Raw genomic sequence first — 25,540 nt, forward strand, 5'->3', positions numbered from 1 at the left:
ACGTCTTTAATCAAAACCGGAGAGCTGTGTTGGCATATGTCCTCGTTGGGATTTTCCTGACAGCTGTCGGTGGTATCAATCTCTATCTCGAATTAGGAAGTCGAGAGCCAGAGCAAGAAATAGCCAGGGAAAAGGAATAAGAATGACGCCCACTTTGTAAGTGGGCGTTTTTTTTGACACGTCGTGGGTTCCCAATCCCCAGGAGCTGTGGTCTGCTTTTGCAATGGAAACTCGCAAAAAAAAGATCTTTAGTTGGGCTCTTTACGATTGGGCAAACAGCACTTATTCCACAACAGTGATGGCGGGATTTTTTCCTGTCTTTTTTAAAATGTTTTGGAGCAATGGTGTTGATGCGACGACGACAACGGCTCGCTTGGGCTCTGCCATTTCAATTTCAAGTTTGGTGATCGCTTTGCTAAGCCCTACATTGGGAGTGATGGCGGATTTGAAAGGCTTAAAGAAAGTCTTTTGTCTGTCTTTCATGATGATCGGTGTGATTGCTTGCGGTTGGATGACTTTTATCCCCTCTGGTGACTGGTGGAGTGCGATTTTAGCTTATGGCATTGCGATGATGGCTTTTAATGCCAGCTGCGTGTTCTATGAATCCCTGATGCCTTTTGTTGCGGAGCCTAAGGAGATGGATTACGTTTCATCTTTAGGTTATTCGATGGGGTACTTGGGCGGCGGTATTTTATTTTTGATCAACGTTCTGATGCACTTATTCCCGCATTGGTTTGGAATTTCTGACGGTGTGAAGGCCATTCAGATTTCTTTCATGACAGTTGCTGTGTGGTGGTTCGTATTTTCAATTCCATTGGCGCGCAATGTTCCAGAGCCTCATGTGGAAGTTTCTAAAGACAATATCTTAAGACTCACAGGTCGCAGTCTTAGCACATTGAAGGCCACGTTCAGTGAGCTCTTTCATAAAGAGCGCAATCTCTTGATGTTCATGATGGCTTACTGGCTTTACATCGATGGCGTTTATACGGTGATGACCATGGCGGTGGATTACGGCATGTCGATTGGTTTGGGCTCGCAGGATCTGATCGCGGCGTTGCTGATCACGCAGTTTATTGGTTTCCCGTGTGCTTATTATTTTGGTGTGGTGACAAAGCGTTTTGGCACGAAGGCACCCATCATGGTTTGTATTGGAATCTATACGGTGACCGTGGTGGCTGCGGTTTGGATGAGCAAGGCATGGCACTTCTATATGCTGGCTGTGATTATCGGTATGGTTCAAGGTGGGGTGCAGTCTTTGAGTCGCTCCCTGTTTGCGAAAATGGCTCCGAAACACAAAAGTGGTGAGTACTTCGGTCTATTCAATCTGGTGGGGCGTTTCGCTTCGATCTTGGGTCCTTTGATCGTGGCCTTTACGGTGACGGTTACGGGGAATTCTCGCTTAGGTATGATCGGTTTATTGTTCCTATTTATCGTAGGTGGCGGGTTGCTAGCTATGGTTAAAGTCCCTAAAGAGGTGTAATCCTTTCGGGGTTCTGGCGTTCGGGGTAATTAGTGTTGGACTTTACCCCGGGCAACACTTAAACCTTCGATATGACTTACAATCCACGCGATAGATACTTTAAGAAAGCAAAAGAAGAGGGCTTCGCCGCTCGTTCTGTTTTTAAGCTTGAAGAGATCGACAAGAAATACAAAATCTTTAAAGGCAGCGGTCAGACAGTTTTGGATCTAGGAGCTTCTCCAGGTTCATGGTCTCAATACGCTTCCAAAGTAGTAGGGCCTAAGGGGCGTGTGTTGGGAGTGGATTTAAGCCCGGTGACGGTGAAGTTACCCAATGCCGTATTCATTCAAGCAGATCTTCGTGATTTGAATTTGGAAGATATCTTTACTGAACACGGTTTCCATCCGCCATTTGATATCGTGATGTCAGACATGGCTCCCAAAACGACAGGCATTCGTATGACAGACCAAGCGCGCTCCATGGAGCTTTGTGAGTTGGCGTTGGATGTGGCTCGTAAATTCTTGCGTAAAGACGGTCACTTTGTTTGTAAGCTTTTTCACAGCGATGACTTTGCCAAGCTTCGTGATGAAATCAAAAAGTCCTTTGCTAAGTGCGAAGTGATGAAGCCGGATTCCACGCGCAAGATCTCTAAAGAGATCTTCTTGATCGGTCTTAATAAAAAATGATTCGTATCGTTTTTGAAAATGTCCATTTTGTTATCTGTGACAAACCGGCGGGAGTGCTTTCCACTCCCAGTCGTATGGGTGCTGAAGACGAACGCAATGTTCTTGGGACTGCTTTACAAAAACAATTAGGTATTCAGATCTATCCAGTTCATCGTTTAGATTTTGAAGTGTCGGGTTTGGTTATGTACGCTAAATCTGCAGACGCTCATCGTAAGGCCAATGCTTGGTTTGAACACAAAACAGTTAGCAAAACCTACCGTGCCTTAACCACGTCTCAAGATTACTCTCATATTCCTGCCAATGTTAAAAATCCGCGTGAAAAATTCACTGTTAACGTCGGGCAGAATTTTGAATGGAAGTCGCGCATACTGCGTGGCAAGCGCCGCGCTTTTGAGAGCCCTGAAGGTAAGGATGCTCTAACGCTCGCGCAGTTTTTGGGAGTGAATGAAAAGGGTCAATGGCAATGGGATTTGCAGCCCGTAACTGGAAGATCACATCAGTTGCGTTTTGATTTAAGCCGCCATGGGTTCCCAATTTTGGGTGATGAGCTGTATGGTTCAAAAGTAAAATGGCAAGGAGAGGATTCGATTGCTCTTCGTGCTTACCAAATTGATTTCTCGAAAGCTCCAGGGGCAGACGCTTTGCAACTTCCTAAGATCATCAAAATAGAAGGTCTTTAAATTTCGCGTTTAATCTGTGCGAGATATTCTTTGATAAAGGTCACGCGATGCTCGGCCTCTTTTTTCGCCGTTTGCGTGTTCATCAAATCTACTAATTTAAAAAGCTTAATATAAAAGTGATCGATGCCAAAACTCTTGTCGTCTAGATTTCTTTGCTCCGCCCAAGGGTCTTCTTCAGCGTAAAACGGACGACTCATCAATGTGCTCGTGGCAAAGCAGCGTGCGATACCGATCGCTCCTAATGAATCCAAGCGGTCGGCGTCTTGTACGATCTGTGCTTCCAAAGTTGTCGGTTTGATATTCGCGCTGTAGCTGTGGGCTTCGATAGCGTGACGGATTTCATCAAAATACTCTTCAGGATAATTGACGGACTTTAAGTATTCGATGGTCGCTTCTGCAGAAAGGGCAGAGGCATAAGATCTGCGAGGATCATGCTTTGGAACATTGATGTAGTCGTGAAAGAAAGCAGCAGGCATAACAACCTGCCAGCGGCCTTTTTCGGAATCACAAAGATTTTTTGCAGTGTTAACGACGCGCTGGATGTGAAGGAAGTCGTGAGCGGGGTCCGAATTGGGATAAAGAACCCGCGCCTTATTTTTAAAAAGATGGAACCATTTTTTCTCGTCAAATTCAGGATGTGGTTGATTCATGGTTCCCATTTCTTAATTTTGGATTACTGGCTCACTCGTTTCACCGAAGGAGACGTCAATTTGTCAAAATACGCCGTCATGAATTGGTCAGAGTACTTGTCGACATGGTCAAAAGTCACATAACCGTAACCCGCGTTACCCCATTCAGGGCCCCATGAGTTTTTGAACATAAAGATACGACGTTCGTCATCATAGCCTACCAAAAGAATGGCGTGACCACCACATGGTATTGCTTTGCTATCACATTGCGCCGCGATTTCTGGCGTCATTGTGAAAGTCCCTTTTTTGTCGTCGATATGAGGAATAGCGACATTCAAAGTAACGACAACAGGGCGATCTAGTTTAATTTCGTTGATCACGTGTTCCGACCAAGGACGCATCACAAACATTTGTGTCAGCTGTTTGAAAGACAAGCTTCTGAAAACAACCTTAGGTACGTTTTGCTGGCGAAGGTCATAGAAGGCCGTTTGTTCAGATGTAAATGGCTTGGTGAAGTCGGGGCTTTCTACTTGGTAGGGCAACTGGGCTTCTTCATAAACGTACATGTCGTTCTTAATTGTTTGCAGAAGGTCATATGTATTTCCGAATTCAACTTCGGGGCGCCATGCGTTCGCTACTTTATGACGGAAAACTTCGAACTCTTCTGAAATGTCATAGTCATCGCCTGTCAATTTTTTGAATGAGCTTTCAACCAATGCCGAGATCGCAAAGTAAGCGCAAGTGTCGCGTTTCTTTTGATTTTTTACCGGAGTTTGGAGGTGAGTCAGAACTTTTTGTTCGGCTTTAGCATCTTGAAGATAAAGCGAGCAAAGAAGTGCGGCAGAGAAAAATAGCGTGCGAACCAAGAACGTCATTTCATATTCCTTCGATTTAAAAACGCTCTTAATTGCAAATGAGTTGCCAAAGCCCTTGGGCTCAGATCGGCTTCAAGGCACTTTCACAGGGCCGTCGTGAGTCGGGCAGATACTTTTTACTGGGATGTTTAGGATTTTGTCAGGGACTCAATCAGGCTCAGGAAAACTGACTAAACTTTGTGAATCATCCCAAGGCTCCCAAAGTTCAACTTTGTTACCTTCTGGATCAAAGATCCAGGCGAATTTTCCGCGGGGATTTTCATCAATATAGTCGACAATGCGAATGCCTGACTCAGCCAAGGAGCTAATCAGTGGAGCCAACTGTGGAATTTGAAAAGACAGAAATTTTTGTGGAGATTCGGTGTGCATTTCAAAATGCTCTTCGATAAATCCACCTGAATCATCGCGATGCAAATGGAGATTTTCCTCGTACCAGCGATCTAATTTTTCTGATCTATGCATAAGAGTTTCCATGAATATATCCTCTGCCTCTGTGAGGAGGAGAACAAGACTGGGATTGGTCGCATGCTAGATAACAGCGGGCTTAAGACTTGAAGATGGTGAAGTGGTCGTAGACCTGGGGCTCGTTTATTTCAGAAAGCCAAGGATGAGATTGAAAAATACGGTGGCGGATATAACGTCCTCGGGCCACCACTTGAATACTGCGAGTCTTTGCGATGGATTTTAAATCTTCCAAAGTTTTGTCCACGGCAGGGGCACTGCCGAAATCAAAGATAAAATAGTAATCAGCCTCGACCGGAGTGAATGCACGATCCGTAAGATCCTGAGTTTTGATTTCGGAAAGGGGGTAATTGAATTTTTTTAGAATTCGGTTGCCCTCTTCCACACGCTCCTCAACCAATTCATATCCAGTGAATTTAACTTCGGGATAGTGCAGGCCTACGACAAAGGCCATCCGCCCATAGCCACATCCCAAATCGACAATGTGTTCACCAGATTGTGGCTTAAGGATCTCTAGAATCTGACGGATTTCGGTGTAGGGTGTTTGCAGAGCTTGAACCGGAAGACCGCGCCAGAAGTTCACCGGGATATTTTCATCAGCCTGAACATTGTAGGCTTCAGAGGTGATCAAAGCCTTTTCAACCTCAGCAGTTTTAAATCCCAACCATTCATCGACGACGACGGAATGCTCTTGAGCTTCTTGGTACGTGTGCTCGTCGTCATTGATGAGTGGGAAGGGCCTTGCTGGGCTAAATTCAATCGGTTTCAATATCTAAGTTATAGGCTTGAGATATCGTTCTGTAAAGCGGTAATCCTAACAGTAGATTTGAGTTTGCCTACTAAGCCTTCATCGCGTGTGCCTTCAGTTTCAAGTTTCATTTTAATAGTTTCAGGATTGCGCAAACTTGGGTTCTGTAACATCAACGCAGCCGCAAGACCTGTCACCCATGCAGTCGCCTGCGATGTTCCGGTCATCAATCCAAATTGGCCGCCGGGCAGGGAAGAGTATACGTTCTTGCCCGGGGCCGCGATATCTACACTTTGTGAACCATAATTACTGCTGTCGATCAGGTGGCGCGAAGAATCCATCGCTGCGACAGAAATAATGTTCTTCAATTTATAACCAGCCGGATAATAACCCATTTTGTCTGTGTTACGGCCGTCATTGCCGGCAGCAGCGACAAAGAGAATTCCTTGATCCTGAGCCTCTCGGATCGCTTTCTCTTCCAGTGCACTTCTGGTGTCGCCACCGCCGGAGTAATTGATGATGTCGGCTTTCATCTTGGTTGCGTAGCGAATCGCTCGCACCGTATTGATAAGATTCACACGTCCTGATTGTGTGGGATCATAATATTTTAAAACCATAAATTTAACTCGCGAAGACAGCGTTCTTTGACGGATGATCCCCGCGATGTGAGTCCCGTGCCCGTGATTGTCTGTGATATCTCCGTTTTCAGAAACAAAATTCCATCCATGGAGGTCCCCGGCATATCCATTGCCATCGTTATCTAAACCATTGGCTTTTTCATTTGGGTTCACCCACAAATTGTCTTTAATAAGTGGGTGATTGACGTCAATACCTGTATCGATAATCGCGATAACGATGTCTCTATCAGGATCTGAAGTGCGAGGTTGCGCGACTGCGGGCCACAAGAATGGTGTTGCAGAGAGAATTCCAAAGAATGTTTTTTGAATATAGCTCAGTGTTCTCATATCGGCCCCCGTGACTAAGGGACATTGCATTTGGTGGGCCAGGTATAAGCAAAGCTAATGGGGTCTCATTCGGGGAATTGTCACTTGTGTGTAGAAATCGTTATACAGGGTCTGAGGGCCTTCCAGGTGTCTAAAAGGCGACATACATAGATAACTTTTAAACAGGGGTTTAGAAGTTCTTCTTTTTCGACCCCTATATTTGCTTATGATGGAACACCCTCGGGGCACGGGGATTTGAAGCCCGCGAGGATCAGCCCCGATCCCATCATCCTCTGGCCACTGACTTCGCGACACGCCATCCAGGCTCAACCGTTGCCCGCCTTTGGCGGGTTCGCGCCATCGTGGCGCCAACGGAGGTCGACTTCGCAGAGGCCAGACGCTGCTGTGCTCAGGTCTGCTCCTCGCGGGCTTCAAATTTGCTTGGGATGTTGTTGCGTGAGAGGGGAATAGAAAAAGGCGCCTTGTGGGGCGCCTTTTTTGGTTTAAGCTACTCTTTTGATTCCGGGAGGGTTTGCAACGGTGTATTTGTTGCGGCCTGTTTGTTTGGAAGCGTAGAGGGCTTCGTCGACACGTTTGTACCAGCCATCTGGGTTTTCACCGGCTTCTAGTTGGGCGATACCCAGGCTCACGGTAAAGCGGATCTCGAGGTTGCCATGAACAAAGACTTCCTTACGGATTTTTGCCATGCACTCGTCGACCATTTTAATCGCGGTTTTAGTGTCGCAGCCGGGAAGGATCACCGCGAACTCTTCGCCACCCAAACGGGCTACGAAGTCGACCTCACGGCTAAAGCTTTCTTGTAGTAAGCGTACGCATTGTTGCAAGACGAAGTCGCCGATATCATGTCCATAGGCATCGTTGATCTTTTTAAAGAAGTCGATGTCAAATAAAAGCATCGTCACGGGATCGTGATCCATTTGGTTCATTTGGATGTAACGCTTAACTTGCTCATCGAAGCTCTTACGGTTGTGAGCGCCTGTTAGATGGTCAGAACGCATAGTGCGGTTTGCATCCATCAATTGTTTTTTCACTGTGGAAAGGCTCTTTTTAACCGTTTCCATACGTTTTGAGCGGCGCTCATTTGAACTTGTTTGATGTTTTAAATAGAAATCGATGAACTCACGTGATTTTGCACGTAGGTCTTCGATAGAGTTTGATTCTACGGCTTCACGCAATTGCGCTAGGCTTGAGTTCACTTGAGTTTCAGTGGACTCTTCAGCGGCAACCTCTTCGCCCAAATTATCAGCGAAGTCCCAGATGATGCGTTTGAAATCATCAAAGGTATTTTGCACGTAAGTCGTCTCGTCAATACGATAGCTTGAAATGAATTGGCGCAAACGGAAAAGAGCATTTTCCAGTTCGTCACCTTGCAAAGTCATAAGCTCTTTAGCAAATGAATCGATCTTGCTACGTACTTTACGTACGGAGTGATTCTGAACCTCAAAAAGATTCTTATTATAGACATCAAGAATAAACAGAAGAGTCGCACGATCTTCGGAAAGATTCGATGTCACATCTTTTGCTGTCTTAGCATCCGTTGCAGATCCCCAGTCCATGTCCAACTGATCTACCAGCTTTTTCATCCACTGTTTCAACTTCTGCCTCCAGGAAGAATAATCACTACTATTTCGGAAAATAACGGTCGAATGTTTACAGGTTCTCGACACTAGTCTTGCGTATTCTCACAATGAGACAGTGCACGCTGCTGCTTTTTCGCAACGATGTGAAGCTTTTCTCAAGTCCGTCCAACAAGAATACTAAAATGTTCTGGAATTGACGAAAAAGGAGTCACCTTATGGGAACGAGTGCCCAAGTTTCAGGCCCGGACTTTACCAAAGGCGTTTCGACGGAATTAATCCAAGAAGGTGAGACCTTGTTAGGTCATGTTGGTGATAAAGCCGTCATGTTGGCCAAGGTTGAGGGCGAAATCTATGCCGTGGGAGCAAATTGTACTCACTACGGTGGTCCTTTGAATCAAGGGCTGTTGGTTGGTCACCACATTCATTGTCCCTGGCATCACTCAAGCTTTAATGTCAAAACCGGTGAAGCAGAGAAAGCTCCAGCCTTAGTGCCGATTTCATGCTGGCACACCGAAGTTCGTGATGGAAAGATTTTTGTCACAGGCAAAAAGACCATTCCTCGTCCCACATTGCGCGGGACTGAAACACAGCAAGTGGTCATCATTGGTGGCGGAGCTGCGGGCACGGCTTGTGCCTCGATGTTAAGACGTCAAGGATTTGCCGGAACTGTGCAGATGGTCAGTCATGATGATTCGATTCCCTATGACAGAACCAATCTTTCAAAAGATTACCTTTCTGGGAATGCTCCTGAAGAGTGGCTGCCGATTCTTAAGAATCAGTTTTTTCAGAAAAATAAAATTCAAATGAACTTGCGAGTAGCCGCCATTAAGATCGACTCGATTAAAAGACAAGTTCTGTTGTCGGATGGAAAAATTCTTGGTTACGACAAGCTTTTGTTGGCAACGGGTGGGGAGCCGGTCAAGCCACCTATTCCGGGAATAGACCGTGATCATGTCTTTATGCTGCGAACTTTGACCGATTGCCGCCGTATCATTGAAAAATGTGACAACTCTAAAAGTGTGGTGGTGATTGGGGCAGGATTTATTGGCTTGGAAGTCGCGGCTTCACTTAAACAACGAGGTGTGGATGTTCACGTCGTAGCCCCTGAAGATATGCCTTTAATGAAAACCCTAGGTGTGCATGTCGGGAGCTATTTGAAGAAAGCCCATGAAAGCCACGGCGTTCGTTTTCATTTGGGTCACACCGTCAAGGAAATCCATGAGGCACATGTTGTACTGGATGATCACACTGAGATCCCTTGTGACTTTATCGTCGTCGGTGTGGGAATCAATCCAAATTTAGAGTTGGCCCGCCAGGCGGGGTGTGAAATTGATCACGGTGTCTTAGTTAACGATAGTTTAGAAACCAGTGTGCCGGGAATATTTGCGGCAGGAGATATTGCTCGCTGGCCAGATCCAAGGAGTTTACGCCCGATCAGGGTTGAACACTGGGAGGTGGCAGAGCGCCATGGGCAAATTGCTGCCTGCAATATGCTAGGGGCTAAGGTGAAGTATCAGGATGTGCCATTCTTTTGGACTCAGCAGTTTGATAAAATACTTTGCTATATCGGATTTTCTGATCGCTTTGATCGCATGGATTTGTTGGGATCTCCAGAGGGAGATGACTTCGCTGTGGTTTACTATGAGGATGATCGCGTTGCCGCATTTTTAACTGTCGGTCGTGATCTCGAGAATTTGAAAGTCGAGCAGGCTTTGCAGCGAATTGATTACAACAAGGTCGAGGATATCATCCGTGATTACGAAAGGCATCTGCGTAAGCCAGAGCATCCTTCACCAAATTATTTTGAGCCAAGCCCCTAAAGGAGCTTTTTAATCTCTTTATTAATTCGGGCAAATGTTTCCTTGTTAAACTGGGGAAGCTTGGGCTTTAGTTTTTCAAGCCGCTCAACCAAGATCGAAGAAATAATATAATTTCTTAAATCTTTGTCGTCAGCTGGGATGATATTCCAAGGACGATCTTTATGATGGGTCTTCTGGATAATATCAGTATAGGCGTGCTGATAGCTTTTCCAATGCTTGCGCTCTTCCAAGTCACTAAGTTCAAATTTCCAGTGTTTTTTTGGATTATCAATACGAGCTTTTAGGCGCAGAGCCTGCTCGTGAGAGCTAATATGGAGAAAAAATTTAAAAAGGGTCATGCCCTCACTCACCAGCATTTTCTCAAAGGCGTTGATGTCTTCGATACGTTGAGCAATATGTTTCCGAGGAAGAGTCTGATGAACCGTCGGAATAATGACGTCCTCATAATGACTGCGATTGAAAATAACGAATTCACCTTTTTCGGGTGTTTGAGAATGAACACGCCACAGATAATCATGACGGGCCTCCAGATCCGTGGGTCTTTTAAAAGAGGCGACTCGTAAGCCTTGGGGGTTTGTCGCCGCAAAGACGTGTTTCACTGTGCCGTCTTTGCCGGAGGTGTCGAGGCCCTGCAGGATGATCAAAACCTTGTGTTTGGATTCTGCAAAAATCAGCTCTTGGAGATCACCTAGTTTTTCGCTGATTTCTGCAAAGTCCGACTTTAGATCTTTTTTGCTGAGACCGTTATGGTCACCCAAAGTCGGAACTTTATTTAGATTCTTTTTGGTTGGATAAAAGCTCTTTTCCTTGATCATTCTCTTAGTGTGTCGCGCGAACTTCGCCTTCGTCAAGACTTGCATCTAAGGAGATCTCGGTATCCAAAAGTCGTGAAACAGGGCAGTTGTTTTTGGCGTCTTCCGCGATCACTTTGAACTGAGCTTGATCAATTCCTGGAATTTTCGCTCGTAAAACCAAATTGGAGTGAGTAATAACCCAGTCGCTGCCGTTTTTTTCGATACTGACTGCTGCATTGACGTTGATGGAGTCGGCAGTGAGGCCTTTCTGAGAAAGAGCTGCGGAAAGCGCCATTGCAAAGCAAGAGGAATGGGCTGCGGCGATAAGCTCTTCAGGGTTTGTTCCTTTTTCAGTTCCGAAGCGACGACCGAATGAGTACGGGGTTTTATTTAGAATACCGCTCTCAGTTGTAATTTCGCCTTGGCCTTGCTGAATATTGCCTTTCCATTGAACGGATGCCTTTCTTTCCATGGGTAAACCTCCTTTTGTGATTTTCAAGGATAGGGGGGATTCCAAGATCCGTTGACCTCTGCTTGGCTTGTTTGTTAAAGATCAATCTATGACAAGTGAACCTCGAAAAATTGCAGTTATTGGGAACGCGGGCGCCGGAAAAACGGTATTGTCTCGTCGTTTGGCAAAACGCTGGGGGATTCAGGTGACACATGTCGATTCCATTCAGTTTTTGCCTGGGATGAAGATTCGCCCGCACAAGGAATCTATTGCGATGCTGAACGAGGTGCAGGCAGCAGAGTCTTGGATCATTGACGGTTACGGGCCTTTGGATATTTTAGAAAAGCGTTTGCAACTAGCTGATCAGATTATATTTCTGGATTACCCATTGTGGCGTCATTATTGGTGGGCGACAAAAAGACAGATTCAGAATTTATGGTCTCCGCGTAAGGAATTGCCCGAAGGTTGTGATGAAGTCTCATGGGAGCAAACCAAGAAACTGTATAAAACCATCAAAAATGTCCATCGCCTGATGCGACCAGAGATGATTCGTATCCTGCAACGGGACTACTTGAAAGACAAAGTGGTTTGGGTGCACCGTCTGTCTGATTTAAAAAAAATCCTCTAAGTATTTTCTGGAAATGGTCTTTAACAACTCCCTTGTTTAATTTTTGATTTCTTTTGGGCAAACAAACCCCCAGGCGTAGAATTAGGGGATGAGCTCCAATCTGTATATTACTATTCTCGTATTTGCCGGAATTATGCTTGTGAATGTCGTTACGTCGGCAGCTCTTTGGTATATTCATCGCAATCGTATTTTCGGTTATATCACTTTAAGCTGGGTCATCACCGCCGTTAACTTCTTTTTGCAGAGTCAATTTACCGTCTATGACTCGAAAATGCTTTTGGCTTTTAGCTTTTATGTTTTAGCAAGTTGGGTTTATTACGAGATTACGGCCGCTCTCTTGCACAACTATGAAAGACGTTCGTGGGTTTATACAATACCGGTGACGTTGGTGCTTTTAGGCTTGGTGACCTTAGAGGTCACAGGGTCCTATCGGATGGCTTCTTTCTTCTGTGCTGTGGCTATCGCAATGCCGCTGATCTGTGCCGCTCTTAAAGCTCGAAAACCTAAGAATCCGATCGGTGATACCAAAGGCTTCAAAGTCCTGGCGCTCTTGTTAACTTTGCTAGCGATTCATTATCTGGATTATCCATTCCTAAGACAGATTGAAAAAGGCGCGGTGTTTGGGTACACGATGGCTTTCCTTTTAACATTCGCGTTCTCGATTTTTTTCCCGAGTTTTCTGTTGTGGCAGTTGGCGGCCCAGTACAGTTCACGCTTAGAGCAAGAGGTGACAAAGCAAACCAAAGAACTTGTGGACTTGGACAATCGCAATAAAGCGCTGATTTCAATTCTGGTTCACGATTTAGCGACGCCGGTCACGACGGCCATGATGTCGATTACGAAAATGGAAAATGATCAAAAGACACCGATCTTGGATAAGCTGGGGCGATCTCTAAGGCATATCATGATGACGATTGATAAAGTCCGTGAGCTGCAAGCGGTGAGTCTGGGTAAGAAGAGTTTGGATTTACAGCCAACGAATCCTTTGGGGCCGATCCAAGGCGCGATCCAATATCAAGCAGAAATGATGGCGGTGTACAGTTTGAATATGCATTTGAAAGACTATCGCCGTGATAAAAACTCGAATGTCTTGGTGGATACGCATCTGTTGCAGGCGCAAATTATCGGAAACCTGTTATCTAACGCAATCAAGTTTTCACCGAAAGGCGAGGATATCGTTGTACGGATCAGTGATGATTCCGAATACCTAAGCATAGAGGTTATCGATTTCGGGATTGGAATTCCCTCTAATATCGCATCCAGTCTTTTCCAGTATAGTGGAGCCACTACTCGTCGTGGACTGCACGACGAGAAGGGAACCGGATTAGGCCTTCCTTTGGTGAAGGCCTACGTGGATATGATGCATGGAAAAATTGATTTTAAAACAAATTACCGAGACGACGAGTTTTCACGCGACGTCGGCGTTAATATGCGGGTTAGATTCCCTTTGGTTGTAAAACAGCCGATTCTTTCGCCACCATCGACACAGATGGAGATGTAAAGATCGCACGTTGTTTGTACCAAGATGTAAACATCAAGTGGAACCATTCAAAGACTTCCAAAACAATCATGGCGGCTGCTTTGGATTCCTCCTCGGTAAGTTCCAGTTCATTCAAATCAAGTTGATGGGTTTCATCAATCCAGCTGCCTTGCTGGTGGCTCGCCTCTTCGAAAAAGTGGTGATCACCAAAGTATTTTAGCGCCTCCGGGGAGTGGGAGTCGGACGCGCGAACGGCCGCGATAAAAACAGCGAAAGCCAATTCTAAGCATTCGATCATCAAAAGCTTAACCCCAGGGCTATTCGGTTGGAAAGTGAGTGACATGAGTTTGTAGGTGGCCTGGCGTACTCTCCAGTTATCATTCGACCATATCTGGCGGAGGGCGGTTGTGGTTTTCGCGCCCCAAGCACTTTGACCGACATTCATCGTTTCTAAGTCATCCAAAAAAAGCTGCCAATGCTCAAGGTCTTCTTTGCAGTGATGGTTAACAGCTTTTTCTAGTGTCGTGTTGGCCTGTGGATATTCAAGGTTCAACAGAAGATCTTTGAACCCGAGTACGAAGAAACTCATGGCAGGTGCGAATGACAGGGGCGTAGGTGACGAGCGAATCCAATGTATCAAGACATGTTCATTCAACTTACTTTTCTCGGCAAATAACATTTTGTTAAAATCCATTTGTGCTCCGGTTGCAAAGTTAATTTGTTGCGATCAATCTAGTGGATATCTTTCTAAAAGGATGCAGCATATGGCGCAAAAAATGAACCTCCTGGTGGTCGAGGATGATCACGACCTTGGAGAGATGATCGTTGATTCTCTGAAAGATCTTTTTCAAAGGGTTGAATTCACAACGAACTTCGATCATGCAATTCAGTTGATGGCTGCACTGAAACCCGACGTCATTGTCACAGATCAAAATATAGACGGCGGCTTTGGTATTGCTTTGGTCGCACATGCCCGCGAAAAAAATGTGAACACTGTTGCCATTGTACAAACGGGCAACCCTTCTTTGGAGTTGCAAACCGAAGCTGCGCGTTTAGGAAGCGTTGAAATCATCGAAAAACCTTTCGATGCTCAGCTGCTTCATCTTCGAGTGTCTCAACTCATCATGGTGGAGGATTTGCGACGAAGTATGCAAACCGCTCCTCATCAGTATCGAGATGTACAATAGTTAAAGACTGATCAAGAAAATACGAACTTGTGTATTTTGTTAAAATTCGCCCTTGTTACTAGAGGAAGATCTGCGTCTCTGCCAGATTGAAAGGTGCAGGAGAAATTCAATGGAACCAGGTAACGAGCTAGGTCATAGCGCTGGTAATGCCGCATTCAAGTCGGACAACACGAAGTTTAATATTATCGTGGACTCGGTTCCCAATGGACTTATCGTCGTTGATAAACGCGGCGAAATTCTGATGTGCAATGCCGAAATGGAAAAGATGTTTGGGTACGATAAAGGGGAACTGATTGGGCAAAGCTTAGAAGTTCTGGTTCCTAGAGAGGTTCGCACAGTTCACGTAAATCATCGTCAGGGTTTTTTTCAAAATCCGTCAAAAAGACAAATGGGCGCAGGTCGTGATTTACGGGGCATTCGCAAAGACGGCAGCGAGATGCCAGTGGAAATTGGTTTGAATCCTCTTGAGACTGATCAGGGAAGTTTCGTTGTCGCCTCCGTCGTAGATATCACCGAGCGTAAGAAGCTAGATCTGATGTTATTAAGAGCGTATGACGAAGTTCAACAGAAGAATCTGGAGATGGAGCAGTTCGTTTACACTGTTTCTCACGATTTAAAAGCACCGCTTGTGACTAGCAGTTCCTATATTTCATTTTTAAGAGAAGATCTTCAAGCCGGACGATTTGATGCTTTGATGGACTCTTTGGCTCGGGTGGAAAAAGCGAATAAAAAGATGCATGAGCTGATCTACGATCTCCTGCAGCTTTCGCGTACATCGCGCATGGAGCTCAAAGTTGCACCTATTAACCTATCACTTTTGATCGGTGAAATTAAGAAAGACCTGCGTGATCAACTGGCCGATAAGAAAACCGAGCTGATAGTTCCTAATGGTCTCCCTGTGGTGAATGGGGATTCAAAACGTATCACACAGGTTTTTGAAAACTTAATTATCAATGGCCTTAAGTATGCAGCTGTTACAGATAAAAATACTATCGAGATTCTGCATAAAGAAGACGAGAAAGAAATTTTAATCGGAGTGAAAGACACGGGCCCAGGTATTCCGCCTCAGTATCACAAGAAAATCTTCGCACTCTTTCAGCGTTTGGATAATGAGAAAGAGGGAACAGGCGTGGGCCTAACAATTGTTTCTAGAATCATGGGACTGCATGGAGGAAAGGCTTGGGTTGAGTCCGAACCACCCAATGGTGCTACTTTTTGGGTGAGTTTTCCGAAGCAGTATCAGTTCCCTAAGGAGAATCATGATGGAATCCACTGAGAACTTAGAACCAAGATCATTAGCAATTCACCTGATTGAGGATGATGATGATCATGCAGGGATTGTCGTGCGTCTATTGGCTCGGGCAGCCACGACAAGTAAAGTCGAGCGATCTAAGGATGGTGTTGAGGCGATCGAGTATCTTGAGCAAAAGAAAGCTCAGGAGAAAAGAAAGCTACCGGATTTGATTTTGCTGGATCTGAAGCTTCCTAAAAAAGATGGGCATGAAGTTTTGCAGTATATTAAGCAGGATCCTGTTCTGCATTCTATTCCGGTTGTGATTCTTTCGACTTCTGATGCCGAGTCGGATCGCATCCGTGCTTATGAGCTCTATGCCAATAGCTACTTGGTTAAACCTCTGGAGCTTGGAAGTTTTAAAGACCTGACCGACGAAATTGTTCGCTACTGGGGAATTTGGAATATTCCGGCTTCAGAAAAGAGGGTGGAGTCCAATGGCGCATCTACATCCCCTCAAATATCTCCAAATGGGAGTATGAGTGAAAGCAGACACTAAGAACTTGAACATTCTGTTGATCGAGGACAATGACGAGCATGCCGAAATCATAAAGCGGCATGTGGGGCGTATTGAATCGATGACCGTTCATGTGACTAGGGAGTCGTTGCTAGCAAAAGGTATTCAGGCGTTAACAGAGAAAAAGTTTGACGCCATTTTACTGGATCTGCATTTACCCGACAGTGACTTTATGGAAACGCTGCCAAAAATTACCAAGGCGGCGAGTGAAGTCCCGATTATTGTATTATCAGCGTTGGATGACCGTGACAGCACAATTAAAGCCGCCCAAGAAGGGGCGTCCGATTTCTTAAACAAGGCGCAACTGTCTTCAGAGATTCTTGCGCGCACGATCTTAAGCTCTATTGAGCGTAAAGAATCTGAAATTAAGATTAAGCATCAACTTCATCAAACGGCTTTGCTGTCTGAGCTAAGTCAGTTTGCTTTGAATGAAGTCATCGTAGAGAAAGTAAAGTTGCGCTGTCGTGAAATCCTGATGAATTCCCTTTTGGTGGATTTTGTGTCCTTTGCAGCGCCACCCGAGGCGGGTCGTCAGTCACTGGAAAAAAGAGATCGTGACGGTGTGCCATTTATTTTCAGCGATCTTGAGTTTTTAGGTATGCACGAGGATAAACTACGCCTTTTAAAGTCGGGTTTAAGATCCGGCGTGAATGTGGTCATCACCAGCAAAGACCTGGAGATCGAACCGATCGTGATGATGATCTATGATCATCGTGAACGGGTTTTTCAGTATGATGAAATGGAATTTATTAAGGCGGTCGCCAATATTCTGTCATCAGTGATGACCCATGCGTACTTGGAAAGACAGCTTCAACAAAAAATTGAAAGCCTGAAACAAGCCCACCAAAAGAAAGATGAATTCTTAGCGACGCTGTCACACGAGTTAAGAACGCCTTTAAATATCATCACGGGCTATTTGGAGATTCTAAAGGATGCTCAAGCAGGATCTGAAGAGTTCACCAGCGCCATGGATATCATTGATTCCAATTTAAAAATTGAAACACGTTTGATCGGCGAGATCCTGGATGTCTCTCGTATTATTACGGGCAAGATGAAGCTTGATCTCAGTTTTTATGCCTTGGATGAGATGATCGATTCGAGTATTGAGTCCTTAAGTCTGGCAATGGCGGCAAAACGAATTCACTTGGAGCTGCATATAGCACCTCAGCTGGGCAGAATGTGGGGCGATCGTGATCGCATGCGACAGGTTATCTGGAATTTGGTCTCCAATGCGGTGAAGTTCACAAATTCCGAAGGTACGATAAAAATATTCGCAAATCGCGTAGGCGAACTGTTCGAATTCACGATCGAGGACAATGGTGTCGGGATCATCGCTGAAAACCAAAAAGACGTGTTCAATCGTTTTTGGCAAGAAGACTCCGCAATCACTCGCCAGCACATGGGTTTGGGGTTGGGACTTGGTATCGTAAGGCACATTGTGGAGCTTCATGGTGGTACTGTAGAGGTTTTCAGTGCCGGACGTGGTCAAGGAACTAGGTTTACGATTCAAGTGCCGATTCAACAGTTGCGTGCCGTTGACTCAACTCCAGTGGAGAAGGCTCCGGAACCTCAGCAAGTCATTCCCAATAGAAATCTTCAGGGCATGCATTTATTGGCGATCGATGACTCTGAAGATTCATTAAATCTGCTTCAGCATTTACTAAGAAAATCCGGAGCCACGGTCGAAGGAACAAGCAATCCGCAAGAAGGTTTGGCCTTGGCTAAGAAAGATGATTTTGACGTGATCATTTGCGATATCGGGATGCCGATATTGGATGGATACTCCCTGATGCGTTCCTTGCGTGATTGGGAGTACAGCAATGGACGTCGCAATGTTTCGGCCATTGCTTTGACCGCTTATGTGGGTAAGGAAGATATCGATAAAGCTCTAGAAGTCGGCTTTCAAGCCCATATGCCGAAGCCCTTGAATCTGCCATTGCTGAAGCAGAAGATCTTGGAGCTAGTGACGACAGATGGCTCGTCGTCATCGATGGCAAGTAACTAATTCCAAATACATCCCGGTTGTAAGCCGTCAGGACAATAAGCTTTTCTTTAAAAGTTTTATGAGGTAGCTTTTTCGGAAATGGAATCACTTTCGACCTCTACCTTTTTTCACTACGTCTTCGTGTGCTTTGTGGCGCTCTTTCCGCCTATTAATCCGTTTGGTACAGCATTGATCGTCGGGCCTTTTTTAAAAGGCAGAACCACACAAAAGCGTGTTCGTGCTGCCGCAGCCATTGCGCTTTATTGCTTGGGCATCTGTTTAACTTTTACTTTTATCGGTGGTTTGTTCTTTAAAGTCTTTGGAATCTCTGTTCCGGTCGTTCAGATCACGGGTGGTCTTTTGATTGCGCGTATGGGCTGGCAGATTCTTTCAGCCAACGACCCACAAGAAGATCAAGAGAAGGTCGTTGATCCTGAACATCCTCATTTGAAACCGTTGCGTTCGCTGTTGTTTTATCCCTTGGCATTCCCGACGACGACGGGCGGGGGAACGATCTCCGTTTTGTTGGCACTGAGTGCGAACAGTTACCATGCAGACAATGCGATTCATCTATTTAATTTGTTAGCGACATCAGTGGCCTGTGTGATTATGGCCGTGGTGATTTTTCTGTGCTATTCATTTACGCCGACAATTTTGGATCGCTTAAACAATCAGGCTCTCCAAGTTTGTAACAAGCTCAGCGGATTTTTGACTCTTTGTGTGGGCATCCAAATCGTTCTGGACGGTGTATTCGGAGCAATCAAGCTCTTTGCTCCGAAGATTTTGTCTTAGTCTTAACCTTTGATAGTCGACACCGACTATAGCCGTGCTAGTCGGGACTATAGTACCGACGGAAAATTCTAAAATTAGCCACGCGGCTCTGGGACACTGGAGTCGTTAATTCTTACGAAAAATCTTATCAAATAACAGAAATGTGGCTATCGTTTTTGTATGAATAAACAAAAACTAACAAAACAAATTATCAGCTTAGTAGTCTCAACTTCATTTATCGGATGTGCGAGTGGTCCTTCATCTCAGACCTCGTCGGAGAAAACCGCGAAAAGCCATGAAAGTTTGGTCGTTAAGGGTGTGACGATTGTGAACACGCAAAGTGGTCAGTTACAAGCCAATATGGCGGTGATGATTGACGCTGGCAAAATCACAAAGATTGTTCCTGCAGAAAGCATTGGCGATTTAGGCAGTAAGCGTGTGATCGATGCAACTGGCAAGTATGTGGTGCCAGGATTTTTAGATATGCATGCCCATGTATTAGGTGAAACAGCGGCCAATGAAATGGCAGCCGTTATGTTAGCTCACGGAATCACAGGCTATCGTCAAATGTCTGGTAGCGAGGAAATTTTGAAATCGCGTAAAGACGGACAACTTGTTTTACCAGAGAACTCTCCTGAAGTTTTAGGAATGCCGGGTTCGGCACTTTTACGTTCAAATGCTGCGACTCCCGAGGCAGCTGTTGCTTTGATTCAAAAAGAGCGCGCAGAGGGCGCAGACTTTATTAAAGTAGTCGATGTGGCTCCAAATGTTTTCTTCCCAGCATTGGCTGAGGCAAAAAAATCAGGGGAGTACTTTGCAGGTCATATCCCAGCAGGCGTTGATGCTGTTCAGGCCGCTAAGGAAGGGATGCTTTCCATCGAACACTTGGGTGGCGTTGATACAGTCTTAATGAGTTGCTCAATGAATGAGGCGAGTGTCAGAAAATCCATGGGTGCTGAAACAACAGTGAACATGTCGCCAGAAATGGCGAAGCTTACGATTGCTAATCCATTGTTAGTTCGCTTGACGGCAAATCAAAATGCCTTCTTGAAAACACGCACGATCATTGACACGTACAGCGATTCAAAATGCAAAAAAGTGGCAGAGACGTTTGCAAACTATAAAACGTGGCACGTGCCAACTTTGATTCGTAATCAAACCATGCAGTTAGCAGATAAAGCAGAGTATACAAACTCAGCAAATCTTCAGTATGTTCCGCGCAGCACGCGTGAGTACTGGGATAACGTTTCCAAACAATTCACGAAAACTGTTAAGCCCGTTGCTCGCGAGACATTGCGCCAATTGGGCTCTATGGATATGAAGCTGGTAAAATTGTTTGATCAGCAGGGTGTTAAGATGATGACTGGTTCTGATCTTGGTGGCATGTGGGTCGTCCCAGGTGCGTCTTTGCATCAGGAGTTCGACTTGCTGGCGAAGGCTGGTTTGTCTCCACTTAAGGTTTTACAGATGACGACATTGAATGGCGCTGAATTTTTAGGTAAGCGCGCAACGATGGGTACGGTGGAAGCTGGTAAAGAAGCCAATCTGGTTTTATTGAATGATAACCCGGTTAAGAGTGTTGCGAGTCTTCACAAGATCAATGCGGTGATCAAAGACGGTAAGTTCTACTCAGAGCAAGCTTTGGATCAAATGAAGAAAGAGGCCGCGGCTAAAATGTCTGCGATGTCTGAAACGTCGTCTTCATCACACGTGCATTAATAATAAGACGAATGTAATTATAAGAGTATTGCCAGTGGACAAAATCTACTGGCATTATTTTTTGTATGAATGAATTGTTTCGTCAGATCTCAAATAAAATTTCTCATTGGGTGGGTACTCCTGCCGCGTTCGCCATAGCTATTTTAGGAATCATCGTTTGGGCGGTGAGTGGCCCTTTGTTTGGATTCTCGGATACATGGCAGCTGGTGATTAATACGACCACGACGATCATTACCTTCTTGATGGTTTTCTTAATTCAAAACACGCAGAATCGTGATGCTCGTGCTATTCACTTAAAGCTTGATGAGTTGATTCGTGCGACCAACGGCGCTCGCGACGAATTGATTGATTTGGAAGAGATGCCTGATGAACAGTTAGATCAAGTTCATGCCGACTTTAAAGCCTCTCATGAACGTATCGGTGTTTTTATTGAGAAGATCGAAGAAGAGAAAAAGACGCGCACGCAGGATTAGTGTTTTACGGAATGTTCCTGCGCCCAACGGTAGAGGTTATCTGGGGAAAGCCCTGGTGTGCCATCCAGATCCCAATAGTTTTTCGGCCAAACTTTTTTATTAAAGATCATCGGATGAGTAGGGACGTTTAAAAGTTTCCCGATAATTTCGGTGCAGTACATGGCGTTGTCATCCCAGGAATACCAAAAATCAAACGGAATGCCTAAGTAGGGCTCCACTTGAGAGTATTGAATGTCTTGATCGATTTCGATGATCTCGGTGATTGTGCCGTGTTGGCTTAGGCGCTCTTCGGTAATGATAGCAACGCCCTCGCCAGGGTAGGCATTCAGCCACATATCGCCAATGTCATCGAATTGAACTGCTGTGTGAGAAAATCTCGCGCCGGGTTCATATTCAACACGTTCACCACGAGAATTGAATGTTTCTAGAAAAGCGATGCGCGTGCGGGCTTCTGCATTTGTTTGCAAAAGGAAAGTAAATAGGAGTGCTATCAAGCCAACCGCTGTACGCATAGGTGGCTTTGTCCTCCTTTGAGATGTTCCAGTCAAAATGTTTCTATTCAAAAATGACCGTGGTCATTGAGCTTCGTCGGAGACCTTGTTATTTTTATTTGGTGATGCTGCGTGGAGGCCACTGTGAATAATACTCAAACACTTCCTCTGGTTTTATTGCCTGGTTTTCTATGTGATCCGAGACTGTGGGATGATGTTTTGGCGCATTTAAAATATGACGGCCCCGTTCATCAGATCGACTTTAAGCACTGTAAGAACCTTCAAGACATGGTGGAGCAGCTCGAGAAAATCTCGGCGCCCAAATTTCATCTCGTGGGATTTTCCATGGGTGGTTATATTTCAGAGATCTTTGCGACTCAGAACCCTGATCGAATTGCGACCCTCACTTTGGTAGCAGCGAATGTGGGTGCACTAAGTGATAAAGAAAAAGCAGGCCGAGTGAAGCTCGCAGACATGCTTTCCCGTGTTCAATACCGAGGAATGTCTGAGAAGGAAGCCGCACGCTTTATTCACCCGGATTCCGTCGCAAATGCGCATGTTGTGAATACCATTGTTGAGATGAGTCGCGCTTACACCTCGGAAATGTATGTGAATCAAATGCAGGCCACACTTGAACGCATCGATTACTCGGAAGCGCTCTCTCAGCAAGGGTTTCCGGTCATGATCGTGGCTGGGAGGGAAGACCGCGTGGTTACTTTGGCGTCGCTACAGGGGATGCATGCACAAATTGAGAGATCCAAATTCGTGATTTTGGAGAAAAGCGGGCACTATGTTCCGTTGGAAAAATCTTTCGAGTTGTCTGAGGTCATTCGTAACTTTATTTCTTCGTAGTTTTCTGAAAACTTTGCCTAAATTTTCATCTTTTTAGGCAGTGTTATTGCGAGCTTAGCTATATTCCGCGCGGGTTTGCTGAGATCTTGTGCAAACCTTCGCCGCACCCCAAAAAAGCCTTAAAAAAATTTAAAATACTGCAAGATTTCGTATTGACTTTAACCCCCGCTTAGAACAAATTAGCACTTCCTCAAACGGACAAGTGGTTCGCTAGCTCAGCTGGTAGAGCATTTCACTTTTAATGAAAGGGTCGATGGTTCGAATCCATCGCGAGCCACCATTTTTGTCTTTTTGATTTTCCCTGTACGTTCCCATCGTCTAGGGGCCTAGGACACCTCCCTTTCACGGAGGATACAGGGGTTCAAATCCCCTTGGGAACGCCAAATTTTGAAAATACAAAACCCATATCGAAAGATATGGGTTTTTTATTTTCACCATCTGCGATCTCAAAGAAATTTCAACTCAAAAGGTCGGCGAAACAAAAAATCAAAAGCACAAGCAAAGCGTCGTGCGCCGACAAAGGGGTTCATCACCTTAGCAGGATGCTAACGTGAGGGTGTCGGAGACAGGGCGAAGCCCCGAGGGCCACGACGGCCCGAGCCCCAATCAACGTCGCAAAACATTCCTCTAAGTAAAGACCAAAAAGGTCCCGCAAAAAGATCCCAAAAACCAAATAAATAGACGAAAAACCAATAAAAGAATCAAAAAACGATCCCATTAAAACCCCAGTCGCACCCCCAACCCAACTTCCGATAAAGTAATCACATACAAAGGAAGTAAAAATGAAAACACTCATCTTAACTCTTCTACTCCTAACAACAGCAACCACAGCCCAAGCAAACTCCTCTTACAAAAAATTCGCAACATGCAAATCCCAAGATCAAACAATAACCGCTTACAGCGCAGGAACTTTCCGTGGCCAATTGGTAGTCAGCCAAGGTGATGATGAAACTCTCTATAAAGACGTTTACGAATCAGATGATAATGGCAAAAGAACTTTCAACGCGAACAACGGAATCGCCGTCACGATTGATATCAATAGCGGTAAGGGTGTTCTGTATATATCCAATGCCTCATATCCGATGAATTGCGAGATCGCCAAAAATGCAGCGAAGCCTCCTCAGCCCGTCCAACACGGTCGTGTAAGCTGCCAAGCGCTGCCCGAAGGTTACGATCCCCTTGAGGGCCCAGAGCTTTGCCCACAAGAGAAAGTATGGGCGAAAGGCGCAACTGGACTTTACATGTGTTGTGAGCATCCACCGGTTTAATCTAGACAAGCAGCAGATTCCCAATAAACATATCTCTGTAGCAAAGGAAGATATATGAAACTAAGAATACTCATGGCGGCATTTCTTCTAGCAAACACAGCTCAAGCCAGCTCCGTCTATAGAAAATACGCCACATGTAAAGTCGATGACATCACAATTACGACGTACAGTGCGGGCATCAACATCGGTCAACTTATTTGGAATAAAGGCGATAGCGACGTTCTTCACAAAGATGTCGTGGAAAAAGACGAAGGCACAAAAAGAACTTTTTCTGCAGGACATATTTCCGTTGCGATCGATTCAGCGGATAGCAAAGGAACTCTGTCTAAGGATCAACAAACCTATCCGTTGACGTGCACGATCGCAAAAAATCCGGCTCCGGTGCAAATCTCTGAAAAATTAAAAATTCCGGATATCAGAAAGAAAGCAAATTGCTTTGCGCTGCCACCGGGGATCGACGTGTGGGACCCGAAGCTCTGTCCTCCAGGTAAGCTTTGGGGCGCCGGTGGGGATGGCGGCTTCTTTTGTTGTAAACATCCACCCACTTAATACGAAAGGACCACTATGAAAATCTTCACGCAGTTTATTTTGCTTATGTCTATGGCTGTCCCGGCTTTTGCATTGCAAGCGGGTGACACACTTTCCGCTTTTAAAATTGAAAATCAGTTCGAGGAGCCGGCTGAGCTCAACGCTGAAACAAAATGGATCATCTTTTCCAGTGATATGAATGCTGCGAAAATCCTGACAGAGTATTTGAATGCGAACGCCAAAGATATGGATCTAACAAAAACACTGGTCATCTCTGACATCTCTAAAATGCCAGGTTTGGTATCTAAGATGTTCGCGATCCCAAAAATGAAAAAGTACGGTTTCAAATTGGCTCTGGATAAAGAGGGTGACGTAACAAAAGCATGGCCTCGTCAAGAAGGTGTCATCACAGTGATGAAAGTGGCGGCTTTAAAAGTTGAATCAACCAAAGAGTTGAAAACTAAAGAAGACGTGACAGCATTTTTTACGGAAGATTTTAAAAAGTAAGACGAAGCTAGATCAGCTTCGTCGCCACAATCCCGCGGCTCATTTTTAAGAACTGAGCCTCGGTGAATTGACTTAGCACTCGGCTCAGCCACAGATGCGATAAACCATGAACCACGGACCAAGCTTGCAGAGTTGTTCTTTCGGCTTCTTTTTGGTTTTCTTCGTTGTCGCCTATATGCTCAGAAACAATGTTCTTTAATAGATTGAAAAGCTGGTCGGCCATCGGCTTGATGTTTTTGTAGCTCGCAAGGCTGTGGAGATCACGATTGAAGATAACTCGGTAGTGGCCTTCGTGTTGTAAGGCGAATTCGATATAAGCCATTCCAAGCTCACGAACTCGCTCTTCAGCAGGTAAGCTCGCATGCAGTTGCGAAGCGTACGATAATTTATCGTAAAACATTTCGTAGCCGCGCTTAGCGACCTCAATCAAAATAACTTCTTTGGATTCAAAATGGCGATAAAAAGCTGGTGCTGAAACATCACAGGCTTTGGCGATTTCTCTTAAAGAAAAATCCAAATGTCCCTCACGGACGACAAAGTCCAAAACCGCATGGATAGCGGCTTCGCGCAGAGAACCGTGATGAAAGGATTTAGGCTTTGCCTCATTCATATGCACACAGCCTATCGTGTCGGGTGCACAAGTGTTAAGCTTAAAAGCACCTTTGACTCAAATGTTTCTAATTTGGTCTGGTTAT

The 25,540-nt window shown here is 45.2% G+C and carries 28 protein-coding genes and 2 tRNA genes; 19 read left to right on the forward strand and 11 right to left on the reverse strand.

The features are described from left to right. Positions 1 to 223 precede the first annotated feature (223 nt). The 3 genes from ACLVWP_RS07020 (at position 224) to ACLVWP_RS07030 (ending at position 2,825) form a co-directional block, all read left to right on the forward strand. Entirely contained in the window at positions 224 to 1,480 is a 1,257-nt protein-coding gene (locus tag ACLVWP_RS07020; protein ID WP_413560917.1) for an MFS transporter, read from the forward strand. A 71-nt stretch (positions 1,481 to 1,551) separates the two neighbouring features. Further along, positions 1,552 to 2,145, forward strand: coding sequence for an RlmE family RNA methyltransferase (locus ACLVWP_RS07025; RefSeq protein ID WP_413560919.1), 594 nt, complete (start codon positions 1,552 to 1,554; stop codon positions 2,143 to 2,145). Next, entirely contained in the window at positions 2,142 to 2,825 is a 684-nt protein-coding gene (locus ACLVWP_RS07030; RefSeq protein ID WP_413560920.1) for an RluA family pseudouridine synthase, read from the forward strand. The genes ACLVWP_RS07025 and ACLVWP_RS07030 overlap by 4 nt, the downstream gene beginning before the upstream one ends. On the opposite strand, the gene ACLVWP_RS07035 is transcribed toward ACLVWP_RS07030, so the two are convergent. From ACLVWP_RS07035 to ACLVWP_RS07060, 6 genes are all read right to left on the reverse strand, one after another. Continuing rightward, the gene (locus ACLVWP_RS07035) at positions 2,822 to 3,484 is read right to left on the reverse strand and encodes an HD domain-containing protein (RefSeq protein WP_413560921.1); all 663 of its coding nucleotides are present in this window, start codon (positions 3,482 to 3,484) and stop codon (positions 2,822 to 2,824) included. The two genes, ACLVWP_RS07030 and ACLVWP_RS07035, sit on opposite strands and share 4 nt — an antisense overlap. A 14-nt stretch (positions 3,485 to 3,498) precedes the next feature. Continuing rightward, complete coding sequence (locus ACLVWP_RS07040) at positions 3,499 to 4,329, reverse strand: C1 family peptidase (protein ID WP_413560922.1); 831 nt, start codon at positions 4,327 to 4,329, stop codon at positions 3,499 to 3,501. A 147-nt stretch (positions 4,330 to 4,476) separates the two neighbouring features. Beyond that, entirely contained in the window at positions 4,477 to 4,803 is a 327-nt protein-coding gene (locus ACLVWP_RS07045; RefSeq protein WP_413560923.1) for a VOC family protein, read from the reverse strand. Between the two features lie 70 nt (positions 4,804 to 4,873). Further along, positions 4,874 to 5,560: a methyltransferase domain-containing protein gene (locus ACLVWP_RS07050; RefSeq protein WP_413560924.1), complete on the reverse strand. Its 687-nt coding sequence runs from the start codon at positions 5,558 to 5,560 to the stop codon at positions 4,874 to 4,876. Between the two features lie 8 nt (positions 5,561 to 5,568). After that, on the reverse strand, positions 5,569 to 6,504 hold the full coding sequence (locus ACLVWP_RS07055) for a S8 family peptidase (protein ID WP_413560925.1): 936 nt from the start codon (positions 6,502 to 6,504) through the stop codon (positions 5,569 to 5,571). A gap of 482 nt (positions 6,505 to 6,986) precedes the next feature. Further along, on the reverse strand, positions 6,987 to 8,099 hold the full coding sequence (locus ACLVWP_RS07060) for a GGDEF domain-containing protein (RefSeq protein WP_413560927.1): 1,113 nt from the start codon (positions 8,097 to 8,099) through the stop codon (positions 6,987 to 6,989). Positions 8,100 to 8,299: 200 nt separating this feature from the next. Between ACLVWP_RS07060 and ACLVWP_RS07065 the strand changes: the two genes are divergently transcribed. Further along, positions 8,300 to 9,904 (forward strand): FAD-dependent oxidoreductase, encoded by a 1,605-nt coding sequence (locus ACLVWP_RS07065; protein WP_413560928.1) that lies wholly within the window; start codon positions 8,300 to 8,302, stop codon positions 9,902 to 9,904. Here ACLVWP_RS07065 and ACLVWP_RS07070 read toward each other — a convergent pair. Further along, complete coding sequence (locus ACLVWP_RS07070) at positions 9,901 to 10,719, reverse strand: PPK2 family polyphosphate kinase (RefSeq protein WP_413560929.1); 819 nt, start codon at positions 10,717 to 10,719, stop codon at positions 9,901 to 9,903. The two genes, ACLVWP_RS07065 and ACLVWP_RS07070, sit on opposite strands and share 4 nt — an antisense overlap. Before the next feature lie 4 nt (positions 10,720 to 10,723). Continuing rightward, entirely contained in the window at positions 10,724 to 11,170 is a 447-nt protein-coding gene (locus tag ACLVWP_RS07075; protein WP_413560930.1) for an OsmC family protein, read from the reverse strand. Between the two features lie 88 nt (positions 11,171 to 11,258). Between ACLVWP_RS07075 and ACLVWP_RS07080 the strand changes: the two genes are divergently transcribed. Then, positions 11,259 to 11,777, forward strand: coding sequence for an adenylate kinase (locus ACLVWP_RS07080; protein WP_413560931.1), 519 nt, complete (start codon positions 11,259 to 11,261; stop codon positions 11,775 to 11,777). A gap of 88 nt (positions 11,778 to 11,865) precedes the next feature. After that, a complete protein-coding gene (locus ACLVWP_RS07085) occupies positions 11,866 to 13,278 on the forward strand; it encodes a sensor histidine kinase (protein ID WP_413560933.1) in 1,413 nt (470 codons plus the stop codon). Here ACLVWP_RS07085 and ACLVWP_RS07090 read toward each other — a convergent pair. Then, positions 13,214 to 13,951, reverse strand: coding sequence for a hypothetical protein (locus ACLVWP_RS07090; RefSeq protein ID WP_413560934.1), 738 nt, complete (start codon positions 13,949 to 13,951; stop codon positions 13,214 to 13,216). The two genes, ACLVWP_RS07085 and ACLVWP_RS07090, sit on opposite strands and share 65 nt — an antisense overlap. A 70-nt stretch (positions 13,952 to 14,021) precedes the next feature. Between ACLVWP_RS07090 and ACLVWP_RS07095 the strand changes: the two genes are divergently transcribed. The 7 genes from ACLVWP_RS07095 to ACLVWP_RS07125 all read left to right on the forward strand — a co-directional run bounded on the left by ACLVWP_RS07095 (position 14,022) and on the right by ACLVWP_RS07125 (position 21,199). Beyond that, the gene (locus ACLVWP_RS07095) at positions 14,022 to 14,444 is read left to right on the forward strand and encodes a response regulator (protein ID WP_413560935.1); all 423 of its coding nucleotides are present in this window, start codon (positions 14,022 to 14,024) and stop codon (positions 14,442 to 14,444) included. A 109-nt stretch (positions 14,445 to 14,553) separates the two neighbouring features. After that, a complete protein-coding gene (locus ACLVWP_RS07100) occupies positions 14,554 to 15,720 on the forward strand; it encodes a sensor histidine kinase (RefSeq protein ID WP_413560937.1) in 1,167 nt (388 codons plus the stop codon). Further along, positions 15,704 to 16,234 carry a response regulator gene (locus tag ACLVWP_RS07105; protein WP_413560938.1) on the forward strand — a complete coding sequence of 177 codons (531 nt, stop codon included), beginning with the start codon at positions 15,704 to 15,706 and terminating at the stop codon, positions 16,232 to 16,234. Before ACLVWP_RS07100 ends, ACLVWP_RS07105 begins: the two co-directional genes overlap by 17 nt. Beyond that, entirely contained in the window at positions 16,218 to 18,257 is a 2,040-nt protein-coding gene (locus tag ACLVWP_RS07110) for a response regulator (protein ID WP_413560940.1), read from the forward strand. The genes ACLVWP_RS07105 and ACLVWP_RS07110 overlap by 17 nt, the downstream gene beginning before the upstream one ends. Before the next feature lie 78 nt (positions 18,258 to 18,335). After that, a complete protein-coding gene (locus tag ACLVWP_RS07115) occupies positions 18,336 to 19,028 on the forward strand; it encodes a MarC family protein (RefSeq protein ID WP_413560941.1) in 693 nt (230 codons plus the stop codon). 159 nt (positions 19,029 to 19,187) lie between these two features. Further along, positions 19,188 to 20,726, forward strand: a complete 1,539-nt coding sequence (locus ACLVWP_RS07120) for an amidohydrolase family protein (RefSeq protein ID WP_413560943.1) — start codon at positions 19,188 to 19,190, stop codon at positions 20,724 to 20,726. Between the two features lie 65 nt (positions 20,727 to 20,791). Beyond that, positions 20,792 to 21,199, forward strand: coding sequence for a low affinity iron permease family protein (locus ACLVWP_RS07125; protein WP_413560944.1), 408 nt, complete (start codon positions 20,792 to 20,794; stop codon positions 21,197 to 21,199). Here the strand turns inward: ACLVWP_RS07125 and ACLVWP_RS07130 are convergent. After that, positions 21,196 to 21,711 (reverse strand): hypothetical protein, encoded by a 516-nt coding sequence (locus ACLVWP_RS07130; RefSeq protein WP_413560946.1) that lies wholly within the window; start codon positions 21,709 to 21,711, stop codon positions 21,196 to 21,198. The two genes, ACLVWP_RS07125 and ACLVWP_RS07130, sit on opposite strands and share 4 nt — an antisense overlap. A 123-nt stretch (positions 21,712 to 21,834) precedes the next feature. On the opposite strand from ACLVWP_RS07130, the gene ACLVWP_RS07135 reads away from it, so the two are divergent. The 6 genes from ACLVWP_RS07135 (at position 21,835) to ACLVWP_RS07160 (ending at position 24,845) form a co-directional block, all read left to right on the forward strand. Further along, on the forward strand, positions 21,835 to 22,542 hold the full coding sequence (locus ACLVWP_RS07135) for an alpha/beta fold hydrolase (RefSeq protein WP_413560948.1): 708 nt from the start codon (positions 21,835 to 21,837) through the stop codon (positions 22,540 to 22,542). Positions 22,543 to 22,746: 204 nt separating this feature from the next. Then, positions 22,747 to 22,822, forward strand: a tRNA-Lys gene (locus tag ACLVWP_RS07140). A 27-nt stretch (positions 22,823 to 22,849) separates the two neighbouring features. Beyond that, a tRNA-Glu gene (locus ACLVWP_RS07145) sits at positions 22,850 to 22,925 on the forward strand. Between the two features lie 399 nt (positions 22,926 to 23,324). Continuing rightward, positions 23,325 to 23,810 (forward strand): hypothetical protein, encoded by a 486-nt coding sequence (locus ACLVWP_RS07150; RefSeq protein WP_413560950.1) that lies wholly within the window; start codon positions 23,325 to 23,327, stop codon positions 23,808 to 23,810. 54 nt (positions 23,811 to 23,864) lie between these two features. Beyond that, positions 23,865 to 24,359, forward strand: a complete 495-nt coding sequence (locus ACLVWP_RS07155) for a hypothetical protein (RefSeq protein ID WP_413560952.1) — start codon at positions 23,865 to 23,867, stop codon at positions 24,357 to 24,359. Between the two features lie 15 nt (positions 24,360 to 24,374). Beyond that, entirely contained in the window at positions 24,375 to 24,845 is a 471-nt protein-coding gene (locus tag ACLVWP_RS07160) for a hypothetical protein (protein ID WP_413560954.1), read from the forward strand. Between the two features lie 7 nt (positions 24,846 to 24,852). Here ACLVWP_RS07160 and ACLVWP_RS07165 read toward each other — a convergent pair whose 3' ends face one another. After that, positions 24,853 to 25,455 (reverse strand): TetR/AcrR family transcriptional regulator, encoded by a 603-nt coding sequence (locus tag ACLVWP_RS07165; RefSeq protein ID WP_413560955.1) that lies wholly within the window; start codon positions 25,453 to 25,455, stop codon positions 24,853 to 24,855. Positions 25,456 to 25,540 lie beyond the last annotated feature (85 nt).

The sequence above is a fragment of the Bdellovibrio sp. HCB209 genome, assembly GCF_047306065.1.
In the GTDB taxonomy this organism is placed as follows: domain Bacteria; phylum Bdellovibrionota; class Bdellovibrionia; order Bdellovibrionales; family Bdellovibrionaceae; genus Bdellovibrio.